Annotated in this window: 14 protein-coding genes and 2 pseudogenes; 6 read left to right on the top strand and 10 right to left on the bottom strand. The window is 70.7% G+C overall.

The window, feature by feature from the left end:
- The first annotated feature begins 62 nt into the window (after positions 1-62).
- On the top strand, positions 63-1658 hold the full coding sequence (locus ACGFIW_RS02175; RefSeq protein WP_393310510.1) for a phytoene desaturase family protein: 1596 nt from the start codon (positions 63-65) through the stop codon (positions 1656-1658).
- 111 nt (positions 1659-1769) lie between these two features.
- Here ACGFIW_RS02175 and ACGFIW_RS02170 read toward each other — a convergent pair whose 3' ends face one another.
- Positions 1770-3350 (bottom strand): Rieske 2Fe-2S domain-containing protein, encoded by a 1581-nt coding sequence (locus ACGFIW_RS02170; protein ID WP_393310509.1) that lies wholly within the window; start codon positions 3348-3350, stop codon positions 1770-1772.
- 327 nt (positions 3351-3677) lie between these two features.
- On the opposite strand from ACGFIW_RS02170, the gene ACGFIW_RS02165 reads away from it, so the two are divergent.
- Positions 3678-3899 carry a DUF2631 domain-containing protein gene (locus ACGFIW_RS02165; protein ID WP_357077904.1) on the top strand — a complete coding sequence of 74 codons (222 nt, stop codon included), beginning with the start codon at positions 3678-3680 and terminating at the stop codon, positions 3897-3899.
- Positions 3900-3985: 86 nt separating this feature from the next.
- Here the strand turns inward: ACGFIW_RS02165 and ACGFIW_RS02160 are convergent, their stop codons facing one another.
- The 3 genes from ACGFIW_RS02160 to ACGFIW_RS02150 form a co-directional block, all read right to left on the bottom strand.
- The gene (locus ACGFIW_RS02160) at positions 3986-5236 is read right to left on the bottom strand and encodes a DivIVA domain-containing protein (RefSeq protein ID WP_393310508.1); all 1251 of its coding nucleotides are present in this window, start codon (positions 5234-5236) and stop codon (positions 3986-3988) included.
- Positions 5237-5267: 31 nt separating this feature from the next.
- Positions 5268-6425, bottom strand: coding sequence for a 23S rRNA (adenine(2503)-C(2))-methyltransferase RlmN (gene rlmN / locus ACGFIW_RS02155; protein ID WP_393310507.1), 1158 nt, complete (start codon positions 6423-6425; stop codon positions 5268-5270).
- 104 nt (positions 6426-6529) lie between these two features.
- Complete coding sequence (locus tag ACGFIW_RS02150) at positions 6530-8194, bottom strand: phosphatidate cytidylyltransferase (protein ID WP_393310506.1); 1665 nt, start codon at positions 8192-8194, stop codon at positions 6530-6532.
- Positions 8195-8566: 372 nt separating this feature from the next.
- Here ACGFIW_RS02150 and ACGFIW_RS02145 point away from each other — a divergent pair, with 372 nt between their 5' ends.
- Entirely contained in the window at positions 8567-9010 is a 444-nt protein-coding gene (locus ACGFIW_RS02145; protein WP_393310505.1) for a hypothetical protein, read from the top strand.
- A 51-nt stretch (positions 9011-9061) separates the two neighbouring features.
- On the opposite strand, the gene frr is transcribed toward ACGFIW_RS02145, so the two are convergent.
- From frr to ACGFIW_RS02120, 5 genes and pseudogenes are all read right to left on the bottom strand, one after another.
- Positions 9062-9619, bottom strand: coding sequence for a ribosome recycling factor (gene frr / locus ACGFIW_RS02140; protein ID WP_204943784.1), 558 nt, complete (start codon positions 9617-9619; stop codon positions 9062-9064).
- Positions 9620-9702: 83 nt separating this feature from the next.
- Positions 9703-10470 (bottom strand): UMP kinase, encoded by a 768-nt coding sequence (gene pyrH / locus ACGFIW_RS02135; RefSeq protein ID WP_393310504.1) that lies wholly within the window; start codon positions 10468-10470, stop codon positions 9703-9705.
- A 161-nt stretch (positions 10471-10631) separates the two neighbouring features.
- On the bottom strand, positions 10632-11459 hold the full coding sequence (tsf, locus tag ACGFIW_RS02130; RefSeq protein ID WP_357553790.1) for a translation elongation factor Ts: 828 nt from the start codon (positions 11457-11459) through the stop codon (positions 10632-10634).
- A gap of 134 nt (positions 11460-11593) precedes the next feature.
- Complete coding sequence (rpsB, locus tag ACGFIW_RS02125; protein ID WP_393310503.1) at positions 11594-12493, bottom strand: 30S ribosomal protein S2; 900 nt, start codon at positions 12491-12493, stop codon at positions 11594-11596.
- Between the two features lie 802 nt (positions 12494-13295).
- Positions 13296-14430 (bottom strand): annotated as a pseudogene (locus tag ACGFIW_RS02120) (hypothetical protein).
- Between the two features lie 153 nt (positions 14431-14583).
- On the opposite strand from ACGFIW_RS02120, the gene ACGFIW_RS02115 reads away from it, so the two are divergent.
- The 3 genes and pseudogenes from ACGFIW_RS02115 (at position 14584) to ACGFIW_RS02105 (ending at position 17584) form a co-directional block, all read left to right on the top strand.
- A complete protein-coding gene (locus tag ACGFIW_RS02115) occupies positions 14584-14943 on the top strand; it encodes a YraN family protein (protein WP_393310502.1) in 360 nt (119 codons plus the stop codon).
- Between the two features lie 30 nt (positions 14944-14973).
- Positions 14974-16050, top strand: a pseudogene (locus ACGFIW_RS02110) (YifB family Mg chelatase-like AAA ATPase); the annotation flags it as partial.
- Between the two features lie 28 nt (positions 16051-16078).
- Entirely contained in the window at positions 16079-17584 is a 1506-nt protein-coding gene (locus ACGFIW_RS02105; RefSeq protein ID WP_393310501.1) for a recombinase family protein, read from the top strand.
- Here ACGFIW_RS02105 and ACGFIW_RS02100 read toward each other — a convergent pair.
- A complete protein-coding gene (locus tag ACGFIW_RS02100) occupies positions 17581-18021 on the bottom strand; it encodes a helix-turn-helix domain-containing protein (protein WP_393310500.1) in 441 nt (146 codons plus the stop codon). The genes ACGFIW_RS02105 and ACGFIW_RS02100 overlap by 4 nt on opposite strands.
- Between the last annotated feature and the right edge of the window lie 82 nt (positions 18022-18103).

Here is an 18103-nt window from a genome sequence, read left to right as displayed (position 1 = left end):
CGAAGGGTGGGGTGGGGTGGGAGGGGTGGGTGGGGGTGGTGGGGCGGCTAGGCTGTTCTGGCATGAGGGGTGAGATTCCGGCCCGCGTCGACGTCGTGATCGTCGGTGCCGGGCACAACGGTCTGGTCTCCGCAGTCCTGCTGGCCCGCGCCGGCCTGGACGTCCTGGTGCTGGAGGCCGCCGACGTGATCGGCGGCGCGGCCCGCACCGAGACCCCGTTCCCGAAGGTGCCGGGGCTGCGGCACTCCACCGGCTCGTACCTGCTCGGGTTGATGCCGCCGGAGTTGCTCGCCACGCTCGACGTCCGGATCCCGGTGCTGCGCCGCGACCCGCACTACTTCCTGCCCACGCCGGGCGGCCTCGGCTCGCCGTACCTGCTCTTCGGCAGCGACACCGCCGCCAGCCGGGCCCAACTCGCCGAGTTCTTCTCCCCCGCCGACGTGGCCGCCGACGACGCCATGCAGGCCGAGCTGGCCGCGCTGCGGGAAGACCTCGCCCCGGCCTGGTTGGCCGAGCCGCTGAGCGTGCAGGAGACCGCCGAACGGCACGTCCGCCCGGCGCTGCGGCAGGTCTTCGTCGACCTCGTCCAGGGCTCGGTCGCGGACTACCTGGCCCGGTTCGAGTTCCGCTCCGAACTGCTGGTCAGCATGTACGCGGTCACCGACGGGCTGTCCGGGCTCAACGCCGGCCCGGACGACCCCGGCACCGGCCACAACTTCCTGGTGCACAACATGTGCCGGCTGCCCGGCTCCGGCGGCACCTGGATGATCGCCGAGGGCGGGATGGGCACCGTCTCGCGGACGTTCGCCGACGCCGCGCGGGCCGCCGGGGCGACAGTCCGGACGGGTACGCCGGTCAGCGCGGTCACCCTGGACGGCGGCGCGGCCAGCGGCGTGGTGCTGGCCGACGGACGACAGGTCGCCGCGCGGGTGGTCCTCGGCGCGTGTGACCCGTACCGGCTGATGGACCTGTTGCCCGACGGCGCGCTCCCGGCGCGACTCGGCGAACGGATGGTGGCGGTCCGCCGTCCCGGCACCACCCTGAAACTCAACCTGGCGCTCGCCGGGCTGCCGCGGTTCTCCTGCCTGCCGCCCGGTACGCCGAGCCCGTTCGGCTCGACCATCCACCTGCTGCCCGGGTCCGCGTCGCTCGTCGGCGGGGACGCCACCTCGCCGATGACCGCCCTGCGCGCCATGTGGGCGGACGTGCGGGCCGGGCGGTTGCCGGCCGAGCCGACCATCGAGTGGTACCTGCACACCACTGTCGACCCGTCGCTCTCCGACGCCGCCGGGCACCACTCGTCGGCGCTCTTCGTCCAGTCGGTCCCCTACGAGCTGGCCGGCACCACCTGGGACGCGGCACTGCCCGGCTACGTCGACCGGCTCGTCGAGATCGTCGAGCGGTACGCCCCCGGCACCGCCGACCTGATCGCCGACGCGGTGCCGCTGCCCCCACCGGGCATCGAGAAGCACTTCGGCATCACCGGCGGCCACATCCACCACGTGGACAACACCGTCTCGTTCACCGACCGGATGCCGTACGCCACAGGCATCGACGGGGTGTACGCGGGCAGCGCCGGCTGCCACCCGGCCGGCAGCGTGATCGGCGCAGCCGGCCACAACGCCGCCCGAAAGATCCTCACGGATCTGACGAGCTGACCCCGACCCGGTCGATCAAGGAGTTGTGGTGCCCGTTGTGGCGCCTGAAGTGGCCTTCGTCCCCCACCACAACTCCATGATCGACGAGAGGGGGCGTGGGGGCGGGGCGGGTCAGATCACGGCTTCGCCGGCTGGGGCCGGGGTTTCCGCGTCTACTCGGTGGGCTCTCACCTTGTGGCCGACGCTGGTCAGGCAACGGCCAGAGGGCAGGTCGAAGCGCCAACCGTGTAGCTGGCAGGTGAGCTGGTCGCCCTCGACGATGCCGAAGCGGGTCAGGTCCGCCTTCAGGTGCGGGCAGCGCCGCTGCACCACCCAGTCGCCAAGCGTGATGTCCTCGGCGTCGGTGCTGCGCTCGTGCTCGTCGTACCAGCCCTCGGCGTACTGGAGCCGCTCCTCGGAGAGGCACTTGAAGAACGCGTAGACGAACTCGTTGTACTGCCCGATCCGGGCCGCCGAGAACCGGCAGGACAGGAAGAGCGAGTTGACCCAGTCGACCTCGTCGATGAAGAGCAGGTGCTCGATCAGCGAGCGCTCGGTCCGGAACCGGTAGCGCACCTTCTCGTCCGCGTACGGCCGGACCTCCTTGCCCGGGAAGTCCACCACGATCGACTCGACGCTTTCACCGTCGTACCCCACCAGGTCGAAGCGGACCGGACCGCCCACACCCTTGGCCAGGTAGATCGACTCGTCGAGCAGCGGCTCGATGCGACGCTTCATCTCCCCGAGGACGTCCACCTCGGGGTGCCGCCAGGACGCCTTCTCCGCCTCGATGATCGGGCGCTTACGCTCCCGCATCTCCTCCAGGTGGGCGACCTTGTTCGCGAAGAACTCGTCCACCGGCACCGGGTGCGTGGTGGTCGCGCCCTCGGTGGTGACCTCGGTGACGCTGCCCGGCAGCAGGACGATGCCGTTGGTGCCGCCGACCTTCGCGTACTCGGACAGGAAGACGGACTGGTCGGGGAAGATGTTGCCCTCGTCGCCGTGGATGTCGTTGAACTGCCACAGGGCGTCGTCGAGGAAGCACGGCGGGCCGGCGATCGGGAAGACGTGCGACGCCTTCAGGTCGTCGATGTAGCGCCACGTCCGGTCGAACTGCCGGTCGCGCTTCTGCTTGCCGAACGCGGTCTTCGCCGCCTGCGGCAACTCGTAGACCATCGGATACCAGATCGCGCCGGAGAACTGGAGCAGGTGCGCGTGCACGTGCCCCAACTCGGCGAACACGCTCAGGTCGGTGGGACGGGCGTCGTTCTGGTTGAGCAGCCGCACCCCGTCGTACTCGACCCAGAGCGACGAGTCACCGATCGGCCCGTCGGTCGGGCTGGTCAACGCCTGAATCATGATCTTCAGGCCGCCGGGCAGCTCCACCACCTGCTCGTTGGGAGTCTTCAGGAACTTCGTGAAGCCCAGCGCCCGGAACTCGTCCTCCATCTCCGAGGTCGGGAACTCGGGGAGCAGGACCGTGGCGTCCTTCGAGACGAAGTCCCGCAGGTGCTTCGCGTCGAAGTGGTCCCGGTGCAGGTGGGACACGTACAGGTAGTCGACCTGGCCCAGCGTCTCCCAGTCGAGCAGGGAATTGTCCGGGAACGGGAACCACGAGGCGAAGTAGGCCGGATTGACCCACGGGTCGCACAGGATGCTGCCCGCGGCCGTGTCGATCCGCATGCTGGCGTGCCCGGTTCCGGTCACTCGCACCGCACAGTCCCCCTCAAACAGACAATCAGGTGTACGCCAAACGCTACCGGAGCGGGTCTGACCGTTGCCCCGCGACGCCGGTAGTGCCGTTCCACCCACCCCCACCGGGGTTGGGCGACCTGCTCGACCGCCGGTCAGGAGGCGGTCGGAGACGTCCAACTCCGCCGTGGCGGCGCGGCCGGACAGCACGCCTCGTGGGCCGCCTTCGGCAGTTCGCGATCCTCCTCGCGCGTCATGCCGTCCCCTCAACTGGCCGGACCCTGCGCCGGGGCCGGCACGAGGCGTGCCAGACTAACCAAAGATCCGATCGCGAGGGAAGGACCGACAGTGGCAGGAAGCGAGCCGGTAACGTCGCCAGACCAGCACAAGCCCGGGCACCGGAAGCTCGGGCGCATTGGCGCGGTGGTGTCCGCGCTGGCGCTGCTGGCGATGATCTGCGGCAACCACGAGGGCAAGGTCGAGGACATCTGGCTGGTCGGCCTGGCCGCGCTGCTGCTGATCATCGTGATCGGCGACGTCGTGCTGCGGCGCAACGGTCTGCGTTCCTGACCCGACCCACCGCCGGACGACCGGCCACCATACGCCGAGGGCCCGCCCCCACCCGGGGACGGGCCCTCGTCCGTACGCGTCGGACGTCAGCGCCCGAACAGGATGTCCTGCACGTCCTTGAGCGCGGCGTCGACCTCAGCCTCGAAGTAGCCACCGGGCACCAGGCCGAACCGGAGCGTGTCCAGGTCCTTCGGGTCGACAGGCATCGGGTTGCGGCGCTGCATGCCGCCGAGCAGGGTGTCGAAGAACCGGTCCACCTGGTCGGGGTCGTACCCGCTGCCGAACCGGCGCACCTGGAAACTACGGCGGATCTGGTCGACCCGGTAGAGGTCGCTGCCGGGCGGGCCGGCCATCGGCGGGCCACCCATCGGAGGGCCACCCATCGGCGGGCCGGCAACGGCGGGCGGACCGGCCATCGGCGGGCCACCGATGCCCTGCTGCTGCATCGGAGGCGGACCGGCGGGGCCCCGGCGCAGGTCGCGCAGGTCCCGCTCCGGCATCCGGATCTCGGCGGTCATGTCGGTGCGGCCGTGCCGCCCCGCCTCGAAGCCGTCGAAGCGCGGCTCCTCCGGCGGATAGCCGCCGGGCGAGCGCTGGTCGTCGGGGCCGTAACCGCCCGGCCCACGCTGGTCGTCCGAGCCATAACCGCCCGGCCCACGCTGGTCGTCCGAGCCATAACCGCCCGGCCCACGCTGGTCGTCCGGGCCATAACCGCTGGGGCCGGCCGGCAGGCCGCGCGGCGGCACACCATGGCCACCCATCTGGCCGGGACCCATCGGGCCGCCGGGCCCCATCGAGCCGGGGCCCATCGGGCCGCCGGGGCCCATCGGGCCGGGACCGGCCGGGCCGCGCGGTGCCTCGTAACCGCCGCGGGAGGCGTCGTATCCACCGGTGAAGGCACCGGTCGGCTCGTCGTAGCGGCCGTAGCGGTCGGCGGGCGGACCGGCCTGCGCGGGCATCGGTCGCGGCGGCATCGGCTGCGGCGGCATCGGCTGCGGGAGCATGCCCCGGTCATCGCGCAGCGGCGGACCCATGCGGTCCGGTGGGCCCATCCGGTCACCCATCCGCGGGTCGCCACCGCGCCCGGCGCTGGTGCGCTCCTCAAGCTCGGCCAACTGCCGCTCGACCCGGTCCAGGTGAAGGTCGACCTGCCACTCGTCGTAGCCGTTGAAACGGACCCGGAAGACGACGTCGTGGACCTCCTGGGAAGCCACCGGCGCGCCGACCTGTCGGCCGTCGAGCGTCGCCTCGACCCGGTCGAGGAAGGCATCCACCTCGTCGACCTTGTATCCCCGGCGGAGCGCCTTGCGCCGGAAACGCTGACCCTGACTCGCCACTATGTCTCCTGGTCTCGTTCGCCACGCCCGGTCACGCCGGTGCCTCTCCGGCGCGGTCGGTGAAGGTGTCGTTGTCCTCGGCGGCGGCGAGCTGGCCACACGCACCGTCGATCTCGCGACCTCGGGTGTCCCGTACGGTGGTGGACACCCCGGCGTCGCGCAACCGCCGGACGAACTCCCGCTCGACCGGCTTCGGGCTCGCGTCCCAGCGACTGCCCGGCGTCGGATTGAGCGGGATGAGGTTCACGTGGGCCAACTTGCCGGCCAGCAGCCGCCCGAGCAGGTCGGCTCGCCACGGCTGGTCGTTCACGTCCTTGATCATCGCGTACTCGATCGACACGCGACGGCCCGTCCGGGCGGCGTAGTCCCACGCTGCGTCCAGCACCTCAGCTACCTTCCAGCGCTGGTTTACCGGCACGAGTTCGTCGCGCAGATCATCATCGGGGGCGTGCAACGACAGCGCAAGGGTCACAGAGAGGTCTTCGCTGGCCAGTCGGTGGATGGCCGGAACCAGACCGACCGTGGAGACGGTGATGTGCCGCTGGGACAGACCGAGCCCCTCCGGAGCTGGGCTGACCAGGCGACGGATGGCCGCGACAACCCGGGAGTAGTTGGCCAGTGGCTCACCCATGCCCATGAACACGACGTGGGACAACCGCGGCGGTGAGCCGGAGACGGCACCGGAGGCCGCCACGCCGGCCAGATAGACCGCCTGGTCGACGATCTCGGCGGTGGACAGATTGCGCGTCAGCCCGGCCTGGCCGGTCGCGCAGAACGGACAGGCCATGCCACAGCCCGCCTGGCTGGAGATGCAGACCGTCACCCGGTCCGGATAGCCCATCAGCACGCTCTCCACAAGCGCACCGTCGTGCAGCTTCCAGAGCGCCTTGCGGGTCGCGCCGTCGTCGCAGGCCAACTCGCGTACCGGGTTGAGCAGCGTGGGCAGCAGCCGCTCGGCCAACCGTTGCCGGGTCGCCGCGGGCAGGTCGGTCATGGCCTGCGGGTCGCGGACCAGCCGCCCGAAGTAGTGGTTCGAGACCTGCTTGGCACGGAAGGCCGGCTCACCCAACTCGGTGACAAGCGCCTGGCGGCCGGCCAGGTCCAGGTCGGCGAGGTGTCGTGGCGGCATGGAGGCCCGGCGCGCGGCGGGGGCATCCGAGAGGGCGGGGATCAACGGCAGGCTCGTCATGGCTGGTCCAGTGTGTCACGCCCTCGGCGGCAACTGCCGGTCCGGAGGTGCCGAACGGGCCGCGGCCGTCGGGGTCGGATGACCAGGACGCCGTGATTCATACCTCAGCTCACCATCGGCACGAAGATCGCCAGCAACAGGTAGGCGGTCGGCACCGCGAACAGGATCGAGTCCAGTCGGTCCATCAGACCGCCGTGACCGGGCAACAGGTTACTCATGTCCTTGACACCGAGATCCCGCTTGATCATCGACTCGGCCAGGTCGCCGAGGACCGCCGCGCAGGAGACGGCCACCCCGAACAGGGCACCCCACCAGGGGGCCACCTCGAACATCAGCCACAGCAGCAGCGCGCTGCCCAGGGCCGCGGCGGTGACCGAGCCGGCGAAACCCTCCCAGGACTTCTTCGGGCTGATCGACGGCGCCATCGGGTGTCGACCGAAGGAGACGCCTGCCGCGTACCCGCCGGTGTCGGAGAGGACCACCGCGATCAGGGTGGCCAGGATCCGCATCCAACCGTCGTCGGGGGCCGCCGCGAGCAGCGCCGCGAAACCCGCGAGGAACGGCACGTAGACGGCGATCAGGGTGGCCGCGGTGACATCCCGCTGGAAGCCGGCCGGACCGTCACCCAGCCGCCAGATCATGGTGCCCAGCACGGTGACCAGCAGCCCCAGACTGAGCGCGTCCGGGCCGGCGAACCAGGCCAGACCCACGGTCAGCACACCACCGGCGAGCAACGGCACCAGCGGCGGGTGCGCGCCGCTGCGCCGGACCGCCCGAGCCATCTCCCAGCTCCCGACGGCGACGGCGGCGGCGATCACCGGCAGGAACGCCAACGGGTAGAAGATCAGCGGCACCACGATCAGCGCGCCGAGGCCGAGCCCGACCCCGATCGCCGCCGGAAGGTTGCGGCCGGCCCGTCCATTGCCCAACTGCTGGGTGGCCGGTCGGTCGGCGCTGGCCCGACGCCGACCCTTCGTCCGTCGACCGGACGGCGGCTCCGGCTCGGTCGTCGGCTCCGGATCCGGTGCCACTTCGGCCCCGATGGGCGCGAGCTGTGCGGTCGGGTAGCCGGCGTCGTCGTAGCCGACCGGACCATCGAACGGCTGCGGCCCGTCGTGCCAGCCGGGCCCGTCGTGCCGGCCAGGTCCGTCGAGTCGGCCAGGCTCGTCGAGCCGGCCAGGCTCGTCGAGCCGGCCAGGTCCGTCGAGCCGGCCAGGCTCGTCGAGCCGGCCAGGCTCGTCGAGCCGGCCAGGTCCGTCGAGCCGGCCAGGTCCGTCGAGCCGGCCAGGTCCGTCGAGTCGGCCAGGTCCGTCGAGTCGGCCAGGCTCGTCGAGTCGGCCGGGCCCGTCGAGCCGGCCGGGCCCGTCGTGCCGCTCCGGCCCAGCGCGGCGGGTCGGGGCACTGTCCGGACCGGCGGGCGCACGATCGTCGTACCGGCCGGCGCGGCCCCGGTCGTCGTACCTGTCGGGTGGGGTCCGGTCCTCGAACCGGTCGGGCTGGTTCCGGTCGTCCTCGTACCGGTCGCGGTCGTCGAAACGATCGTGCCGGTCGCGGTCGTCGAAACGGTCCCGGTCGTCCGGGCGGACCGCGCGGCCACGCTCGTCGTACGGGTGCGTCGGGTGCGGGTCGGCGTACAGCTCAGAGCCGACGACCGGACGGCGGGGCCGCTGGCCGGCCTCCAGGTCCTGGTCCGGCCAGGGCAGCGCCACGGGGCGCTCCGGACGGTCCCAGCCGCGGGGCTCGCTGCCGTAGGGGTCGGGGTGGGACATCACGCACCGCGACGCGGCACGAGAACCACCACATGACGCAAGACCACAAGCATCCCCTACACGCGCGATGTTCCTCCGATTGACCGCCCCGACGGTCGGTCGATTCCCGGTGTTCACCGCCCGGTGGCCGGGAATCCTGCCGAGCCTACTGCACCCGCCGGACCGGCACGGCGGACGAGGCACGGCGACGGGCGTCGCCCCTGGCCGGCAGGCCGTCGCGGCCCGAAAAACAGACCCATCCGGTACGCGGATCCGCAGCCATCGATCCGACTCGTTCGCTGCACGATCAGGTACTGAGTGGGGCACACCCGACGTGGTCCGCTGGGGCCGCGCCGGTCTCCGCCGACGCGACCACGGGGAAAGGGCACGCACATGTACAAGATCAGTCTGGCGGTGCTGGCGGCCGCGGCCATCGTCCTCGGAGCAGCGGCACCGGCCGCCGCGGCCACCGCACCGACCAGGATCACCATCGATCGTCACGCCAGCGAGCTCTTCCCGTTCGAGCCGCCTGTCGGTGAGCCGGGGGTGACGTACCCGGCGACCACCGTCACCGCGACGGCCCGGCACTGCCCGGCCGGCATCGTCCTCATGTCAGCCTCGCTGGTGCAGGACGGCCTGCCGACCCTCTGGGCCACCGGGGGCCACGGCGCCGGCGAGATCCTCTGCGACGGCGGCACGGTCCAGCTCGGGATGTCCTTCGCCCGGATCACCCCGGCAGTCCACCCCGGTCGCGCCACCGCCCACTTCTCGCTGCGCGACGCGACCACCAACGAGGAGTTCGCCGAGAGCACCAGGACCGTCTGGATTCCCTGCTGAGATACGACACGAGGCCCGTCCCCGACTCCGGGAACGGGCCTCGAAGCATGTTCAGACCTCGAGCAGCTCGGTTTCCTTGTGCTTCACCAGGTCGTCGATGTTTGCCACGTAACGCTGGGTCAGGTCGTCGAGTTCCTTCTCGGCGCGGCGGCCGTCGTCCTCGCCGGCCTCGCCGTCCTTGACGATCCGGTCCAGCTCCTCCTTGCCACGGCGGCGGACGTTGCGGATGGCCACCTTGGCCTCCTCGCCCTTGTGCCGGGCCACCTTGATCATGTCGCGGCGGCGCTCCTCGGTCATCTGCGGGAGCAGGATGCGCAGCTGGTTGCCCTCGTTGTTCGGGTTCACCCCGAGGTCCGAGTCGCGGATCGCCTTCTCCATCGCATTGATCTGCGAGTTGTCGTACGGCTTGATGATGGCCATCCGCGGCTCGGGAACCGCGATCGACGCCATCTGGGTCAGCGGCGTGGGCGTGCCGTAGTAGTCGATGATGACCTTGGAGAACATGGCGGCGTTGGCGCGACCGGTACGGATGGCGCCGAACTCCTCCTTGGCGTGCTCAACCGCACGCTCCATCTTTTCCTCGGCCTCGAGGAGGGTGTCGTCGATCACCGGTCTCCTCGCCTCCTTCTGTGCTCGTGGTGGGCTCTGCTGAAAGTCGTCAGACCGCTGTCGTCGTCGCCGGTCGGCGGGACTCAGGCGGTGATCAGGGTGCCGATCTTGTCGCCACCCACCGCGCGGATGATGGTGTCCTCACCCTGCGCGCCAAAGACCAGCATCGGCAGGCCGTTCTCCATGCAGAGGCTGAACGCCGCCGCGTCCGCCACCCGCAGGTTGCGACGCAGCGCCTCGGAGAAGGTGATCGAGTCGAGCTTGCTGGCGGTGGGGTCGATCCGCGGATCGGCGGTGTAGACGCCGTCCACGCCGTTCTTGCTCATCAGCACCACGTCGGCCCGGATCTCCAGAGCCCGCTGGGCAGCCACCGTGTCGGTGGAGAAGTACGGCATGCCCGCGCCCGCACCGAAGATGACCACACGGCCCTTCTCCAGGTGCCGGATCGCCCGCAGTGGGATGTACGGTTCGGCGACCTGGGCCATGGTGATCGCGCTCTGCACCCGGGTCTCGATGCCTTCCTTCTCCAGGAAGTCCTGCAACGCGAGGCAGTTCATCACGGTGCCGAGCATGCCCATGTAGTCGGCGCGGGCCCGGTCCATGCCACGCTTCTGCAGCTCAGCGCCGCGGAAGAAGTTGCCGCCGCCGACCACCACGGAAACCTGCACGCCGCGGCGGACCACGGTGGCGATCTGCCGGGCGATGGCCTGGACAACGTCCGGGTCGACGCCGATCGCGCCGCCGCCGAACACCTCACCGGAGAGCTTCAGCACCACCCGGCGGGCGCGCCCCGGCGGTGGTGCCGTCGGATCGTCCATCGCCAGCGTCCGGTCACTCACAACCTGCGTCATCCGCCTCGCCCTTCCCCACGCGCACGCCCCGTGCGGCGCGTACCGCGAACCTGCCGCTGCCGACCCTATGTGACGAGGAGGCCGCGGTGCCTGTCACGTACACCGGCGGCCTCCTCGTTGACGTCTTCTGCCCTCGGGCGCGCGCGGCGCCCGGTGACGGCTCAGGCCTGGCCGACCTCGAACCGCACGAAGCGGGTGACCTCGATGCCGGCCTCGGCCAGCAGCTGCTTCACCGACTTCTTGTTGTCGGCGACGGACGCCTGCTCGATCAGGACGTAGTCCTTGAAGAAGGAGTTCACCCGACCCTCGATGATCTTCGGCAGGGCCGCCTCGGGCTTGTTCTCCTCGCGGGCGGTCTGCTCGGCGATGCGCCGCTCGGACTCGACGACCTCGGCCGGAACCTCGTCCCGGGTGAGGTACTTCGGTCGCATCGCGGCGATCTGCATGGCCACACCACGGGCGTCGGCGTCGCCCGCCTCGTCGGTCTTGCCGGTGTACGACACCAGCACACCAACGGCCGGCGGCAGGTCCTGGGCCTTGCGGTGCAGGTAGACGGCGGTGGTGCCCTCGACCTTGGCGAACCGGTTGAGCACCAGCTTCTCGCCGATCTTGGCGGACTGCTCCTGGATCAGGTCCGCGACGACCTTGCCGTCGAGCTCGGTGGCGAGCAGCTCCTCAGCGGTGTTCACGCCGGCGCGCTCGCCGTGCTCGACCAACTGCTGAGCCAGCGCGATGAACGACTCGGTCTTGGCGACGAAGTCGGTCTCGCAGTTAAGCTCAAGCAGCGCCTTGCCGGAGTGGGCAACCAGGCCGTTGGCGGCCGTACGGCCGGCCCGCTTGCCGACGTCCTTGGCGCCCTTGACGCGCAGGATCTCGATGGCCTTGTCGAAGTCGCCCTCGGCCTCGGTCAGCGCCTTCTTGCTGTCCATCATGCCGGCGCCGGTGAGGTCGCGGAGCTTCTTGACGTCCGCGGCGGTGATTTGGGACATGGCTCTCTCTTCGGTGTTGAGACGGCGTGTGGATGGTCAGAGGTGCCGGTTACCCGGATCCGGGCGGATCGTGCCCGGCGTACCGTCGCTGCCCGCCGTTCGCGAAAACGGACGGCGGGGCAGCGACGGTGCGATCACTCCGCGGTGGCGGCCGCCGGCTGCTCGGTGGTGGCCTGCGCCGGCTGCTCCGGGGTGGCGGGCTGCTCGGCGGCGGCAGCGGGCTGCTCCGCCGGGGCGGCCGACTCGTCGGCCTTCTTCGGCTCCAGCAGCTCGCGCTCCCACTCGGTCAGCGGCTCGTCGGTCGCGACACCCTCGGGCTTCTCGTCGTTGCCCCGGCGACGGCCGGAACGCGCGATCAGACCATCCGCCACGGCAGCGGCGACGACCTTGGTCAGCAGCTCGGCCGAGCGGATCGCGTCGTCGTTACCCGGGATCGGGAAGTCGACCTCGTCCGGGTCACAGTTGGTGTCGAGCACCGCGATCACCGGGATGCCCAGCTTGCGGGCCTCGTCGACGGCGATGTGCTCCTTCTTGGTGTCGACGATCCAGACCGCGGCGGGAAGCTTCTGCATGTCCCGCAGACCACCCAGGGTGCGGGTCAGCTTGATCTTCTCGCGGGAGAGCTGCAGGGTCTCCTTCTTGGTGTAACCGGCGGCGGTGCCGCTCAGGTCACCCAGGCCCTCCAGCTCCTTCATCCGCTGGAGCCGCTTGTACACCGTCTGGAAGTTGGTCAGCATGCCACCGAGCCAGCGGTGGTTGACGTACGGCTGGCCGACCCGGGTCGCCTGCTCGGCAATCGCTTCCTGGGCCTGCTTCTTGGTGCCGACGAACAGGATGCTGCCACCCTCGGCGACGGTCCCACGCACGAACTCGTACGCCTTCTCGATGTACTCGAGGGTCTGGCGCAGGTCGATGATGTAGATGCCGTTGCGCTCGGTCATGATGAAGCGCTTCATCTTCGGGTTCCAGCGCCGGGTCTGGTGCCCGAAGTGGACACCGCTCTCCAGCAGCTGGCGCATGGTCACGACGGCCATGGTTGGGGTACTCCTCAAGATCCCTGGTTGTCACGCCCGGCCGGTGGCCGGGCGTCCTGGCGCCTGGTCGCCGACCCATGGTGGACCCGATCAAGATCGGGACCAGGGAGGCCGTCGCTCCACGACGATTCGTGAAGAGGGCGCGCGAGGTCGACCGCACAAGGCGGTCGCCAGTTGGCCAGTGTACGCCCCTCACCCGCCCACCCGCCCCCGGGTGCGCCGGAGTGCGCAGGCCTGCCGGGTGGACACGGCGGTCCACCAGACGCGGCGTCCGACAGCGCGGCGTCCGACAGCGCGCCTCACGGCGGCGCGGCGTCCGACGACCCGGCGTCACGGCGGCGCGGCGTCACGGCGGCGCGGCGTCACGGCGGCGCGGCGTCACGGCGGCGCGGCGTCACGGCGTCACGGCGGCGCGGCGTCACGGCAGCGCGGCGCGGCCTCTGGCGCGGGCGACGCGCGACGCTGATCGGCGCGGCACCCCGCGATGATCGACTCGGTTTCCTGAAATCCGGTGCGTCAAACCGGCCCGGACACCGCGACTTCGTGAAAACCGAGTCGATCACGGCCCGGACACCGCGACTTCATGAAAACCGAGTCGATCACGACGCGGGGCACGGGACATCGCGCCCCGGTGTGGCGGCCGGACACCGGGCGCAGGGCGTCACACCGGGCGCGGCGCATCAGGCTTCGCACATCGGACGCAGGGCGGGCACGCCAGGCGCGGGACACACCAGGCGCGGGACACGCCGGAAGGCATGGCCGTGACGGGTGCTGGCGGAGACGGGTGGTCGGCTGTGCCAGGTCAGCCGGCCGCGAGCGCGGCGGCGAGGAAGAGCACCAGGCCGACGGTCAGGTACGCCGTGGGTGGACGCAGCCAGCCCCGACCACCATCGGCGAGCGCCAGACCTCCGGTTCGGAGCCCGTACAGCCCGGTCGCGAAGATCGGCAGTCCGGCAACCAGGGCGATACCCACCACCACGTTGCCGGCGTCCACCGGGTCGCCGGTCACGCCTGCCAGCAGCACCCGCAGCGCAGGAATCTCGAAGATCAACACCAGCAGGGCGAAGAGTACGGCCAACACCGGCCGTCGGGTCCGGTAGACGCCGTCAGTCACCGGGGCGTACGCCGGCTGCTCCGCAGCGGGCAGGTCGGGGCGTGGGCCGATCCCCGGCATCGGGCCGGTCGGCATCTCCAGCGGGTGCGGCGTGTCGCCGGCCCGGGTCGGCTCGATGATCGGGTACCCGCCGAGGGGAGCGGGACGAGCCGGCTCGGCGGGTACACCGCCCGGCGGGACGACCGTGGACGTGGTGTCGCGGGCGGCCTCCGGCGCGGGGGTGGTCAGCGGGGCAGCGGCCGACTCCCGGGCGGCCCGACGACCGGGCAACTCACCGGAGATCTCCGAGGGGTCCCGATCCGCCCTCCGGGAGCGGGTCGCCCGGTAGCCATCGTTCTCCGGTCGCGGGTCCACCAACGGGTCGACCGCGCCAAACCGCCCCGAGTCCGGCTCGGTCGTACCGAATCGCACGGGCGGAACACCCACCGCCCCGAAGCGCCCCGAGTCCGGCTCCGACGTGCCGAAACGACCCGAGTCGGCCTCCGGCGTACCACCGAAACGACCCGCATCCACCGCGCTCACACGACCCGAGTCCGACTCCGGCGTACCACCGAAACGACCCGCGTCGACCGCGCCGAAGCGGCCGGAGTCCGGTTCCCGGCGTCGGCCGACGCCGGTGTCCTCGACGGAGCGGCCCTCGTCGGTGCCACGCTGCTCGGGGACCTCACCGTCCCGGTACCGCGATTCGCCCGTGCCGCGCCACTCCGACTCGCCGTAATCGCGACCCCGCTCGTCGGGGTACCAGCGCGACTCCTGATCTTCCGGAAAGCTCCGTCGTCCGTCCACGTCAGGCACCGTATGCGACGGGCTTCGCCCGCGCCATTTCACCCCGGCTCGGTCAGCTCCGGCCGCCCGCCCGGGATGCCCGTAGCACAGCACGGGCATGATCGTCTGGTTGTCCACAGGACACCCGTTGTCCACAGATGGGCCGTCGTCGGGCTGGCCGCGCTGGCACCCGGGCGGGCACCGTGCCGGAATGACGAAGCGGAACCAGGCGGTCGGCGCGTACGGCGAGCGGTGTGCCGCCCGGCACCTCACCGAGGCGGGTCTGCGCCCGATCGCCCGAAACTGGCGCTGCCCGGCCGGCGAGATCGACATCATCGCGTGGGACGGGCCGGTGCTCGCCTTCTGCGAGGTGAAGACCCGCCGGGGCGACGACTTCGGCACCCCGGCCGAGGCGATCGTGCCGGCAAAGGCCCGCCGGCTGCGTGGGCTCGCCGCGCGCTGGCTGACCGAGACTGGCACGACCGCCGACGAGGTGCGTTTCGACGTGCTGTCGGTGCGGCTGCCCGATGCCGGCCCGGCCCAGGTGGATCACCTCAAGGGTGCGTTCTGACATGCGCACGCAAGGATCGGTGACGCGGCCGTGAGCTACGCGAAGGTGCTCTGCGTCGGGCTGGTCGGCGTCACCGGCCATCTGGTCGAGGTGGAGGCCGACCTGGCCGCCGGCCTACCGGCAGTGTTGATCTCCGGTCTGCCGGACACCGCCCTGCACGAGGCCCGCGACCGTGTCCGCGCCGCCGTGGTCAACTCCGGGCAGCGCTGGCCCAACCGGCGGATCACCCTCAATCTGCTGCCCGCCACGCTGCCGAAATTCGGCTCGGCGTTCGATTTGGCCATCGCCGCGGCTCTCCTGGGTGGCGCGGGTGAGCTGCCGCTGCTCCCCCTGGAGGGGGTGGTGGTCCTCGGCGAGTTGGGGCTGGACGGCACGGTCCGGCCGGTGCGCGGCGTACTCCCGATGGTCGCCGCCGCGGCCCAGGCCGGCGTCGGGCGGGTCATCGTCCCGGTCGGCAACGCCGCCGAGGCCGCGGTCATCCCGGGGGTACGCGTGCGAGCGGTGGACACCCTGCACCGGCTGGTCGCCTTCGTTCGGGACGGTACCCCGCTGATCGAGCCGCCGGAGGCTACCCCGACACCGGTCGTCGACGGGCCGGACCTCTCCGAGGTCGCCGGGCAACAGTTGGGCCGGCGCGCGTTGGAGGTCGCCGCGGCCGGCGGGCATCACGTGGCGCTGCTCGGGCCACCGGGCGCCGGCAAGACGATGCTCGCCGAACGACTGCCGTCGATCCTGCCCGAGCTGGACGACGAGGCGGCGCTCGAGGTCACCGCCCTGCACTCGGTCGCCGGGCTGCTGCCGCCGGGCGGTCGGTTGCTGCGTCGTCCGCCGTTCCAGGCGCCGCACCACACCGCGACCGTGCCGTCGTTGGTCGGTGGCGGCTCGGGGTTGGCCCGACCCGGCGCGGTGTCGCTGGCGCATCGTGGCGTGCTCTTCCTCGACGAGGCCCCCGAGTTCAGCAAGGGCGCGCTGGAGGCGCTACGCCAACCGTTGGAACACGGCCGCATCCAACTGACCCGCAGCGGGGGCGGCACGGTCTACCCGGCCCGAACCCAGTTGGTGCTCGCCGCCAACCCTTGCCCCTGTGCGAAGGCAGAGGCTGACATGGGGGGTTTCTGGGAATAGACTGCTGCACATGCCGCCGCATGCACTGACCGTGGACGTAGCCGACCTTTACGCCCGGAAAAGCTCTTCCGACCAAGGCCGCAGTGTCGCCCGTCAAAAACGACGATGGCTGGCCGACTGCCTCGACCTTGGTGTGCAACCCGGCCGCGTATTCGTCGATCCGAACTTCTCAGCCAGCCGGTACGCGCGCAAAGACCGACCCGACTACGCGGTGCTGCTAGATCATATTCGCTCACGGCGCTGCAAAATGATCTCCCTTTGGGAGGTAACCCGGGCCGACCGGCAGATGGGCCCGTGGGTAGCTTTTCTAGATCTTTGCCGGGACCTCGGGGTGCTCATTCGGATCTTCGGCGACGACGAGCCGGCCACCTACGACCCCCGCCGGTGGCGTGACCGCGAGTTCCTGTTGAAAGAAGGCGTGGCAGCCGAGGGTGAGATCGAGAAGCTGCGCATGCGCGTACGGGAGGGCACCGATGATGCCGCCCATCAAGGCCGCCCACCAGGCCCCCTGCTTTACGGGTACAGCAGGATCTATGGTGCCCCCACCAGCAACAGTGTCACGGCCTCCGGCCACAAACGCCGAAGCGTGGAGCAGGTGATCAACGAGGATGAGGCGCGGATCGTCCGCCGCCTGGCCGCCGACACCCTTGCTGGCATCCCACTGCAACGGCAAGCCAACCTGCTCAACGACGCCGGTGTGCCCACACCGTCCGGTGTGGGCACATGGACGGGCGGCCACATCAACAGGATGCTCCGGAACCCCGGCTACGAGGGGCACCGCATGTATCTGGGGAAGGTGGCAACGGCAGGCGCCTGGCCGGCAATCCTCGATTCGGAGACGGCAAGCCAGTTGCGGGCGATGTTGGAGCAGCCAGGGCGACTCAACCACGCCGACGCGTCTCTTGCCTACCAGTTGAGCGGTGGCGCCCTGTGTGGGCCGTGCCGTCGAGTGTTGCGGGCAAAGAAGGCGAATGGGCGTCACCGCTACCAGTGTTTGCACCGTGGCTGCATGCGCGTGTCGGCACCGCTGCGGGAGATGGATGAGGTGGTAGACGCGTTCGTGAAGGCTCGTCTGCGTCTTCCGGATGCGGCTGCCGCGTTCGCGCCGGTGGTTGGCGGTCCGGGGTTGGACGCGGCACGGACGGAGTTGGCGGCGTTGAAGCAGCGCCTGGCGGAGCTTGAGGAGGCTGCGTCGCAGCCTGGCGGGGAGTCGTTGGAGTTTTTGATGGCGGCAGCCCGGAAGTTGCGTCCTCAGATCGAGGCAGCGGAGGCAACTGTTCGACAGTTGCAGACTCCTGCTTCGCTGCGCGGCTACGATCCCCACGACTTGGCGGAGCGGTGGCCGGACTATCCGGTGGGTGAACGTCGCCTGGTCATCATGGCGTTGGCGGAGGTCGTTTTGAGTCCGTGCGGTAAGGGTGGCCGGTGGTCGTATCAGCGCCTAGCCGAATCGCGGTGGCGGGGTGACACAAAGACGTGGGGCCAGATTTGGCGGCAGCAGGGCGTGGTGCTTTAGCCGATGCCGCGGGCATCCCGGCGGGGGGCGTCACTGCTGCCGCTTCCCCGTTGGCGTCGGCCTCGTAGTCGGGCGCGGAGCATTTCGGCGTAGGCGTCGCGTTCTTCGTCGGGTAGGTCGGGGTCTTCGAGGAGTTCGAGGAGTTCCCGGGTGCGGGCGGACAGGATCCGTGCAGGCTCGGGGGGTAGTTCGAGTTCGTCTCGGCTGAGGATACCGAGGATTGCGGCGAGTTCCCGCCGGTCAAGGTCGAGCACCCGGAAGATCGCGATGAGGTGTTCGCGGTCAGGCCGGGGTTGTTGTGCGCCTTCGTACCGTTTGATGGTGCGTGCGCCGACGCCGGTTTCGTCGGCGAGTTTTTCCTGTTGCCAGCCGCGTGCGGCTCGTCCGGCTTTGATGAGGCTGGCGAGGCGTTGAAGTTCGCTGTCGCTGATGGGCACGGCGTCACGATAAGTGCCCGACAGGTTCCCCGGGGGTGCCACGGATGGCATGTGCCGTGGATGGCCCGTGGTGTGTGTCGTC

It is taken from the genome of Micromonospora sp. NPDC048935, assembly GCF_043197875.1.
Classification (GTDB): Bacteria; Actinomycetota; Actinomycetes; order Mycobacteriales; family Micromonosporaceae; genus Micromonospora.
This window is presented reverse-complemented; position numbering and strand designations above follow the sequence as displayed.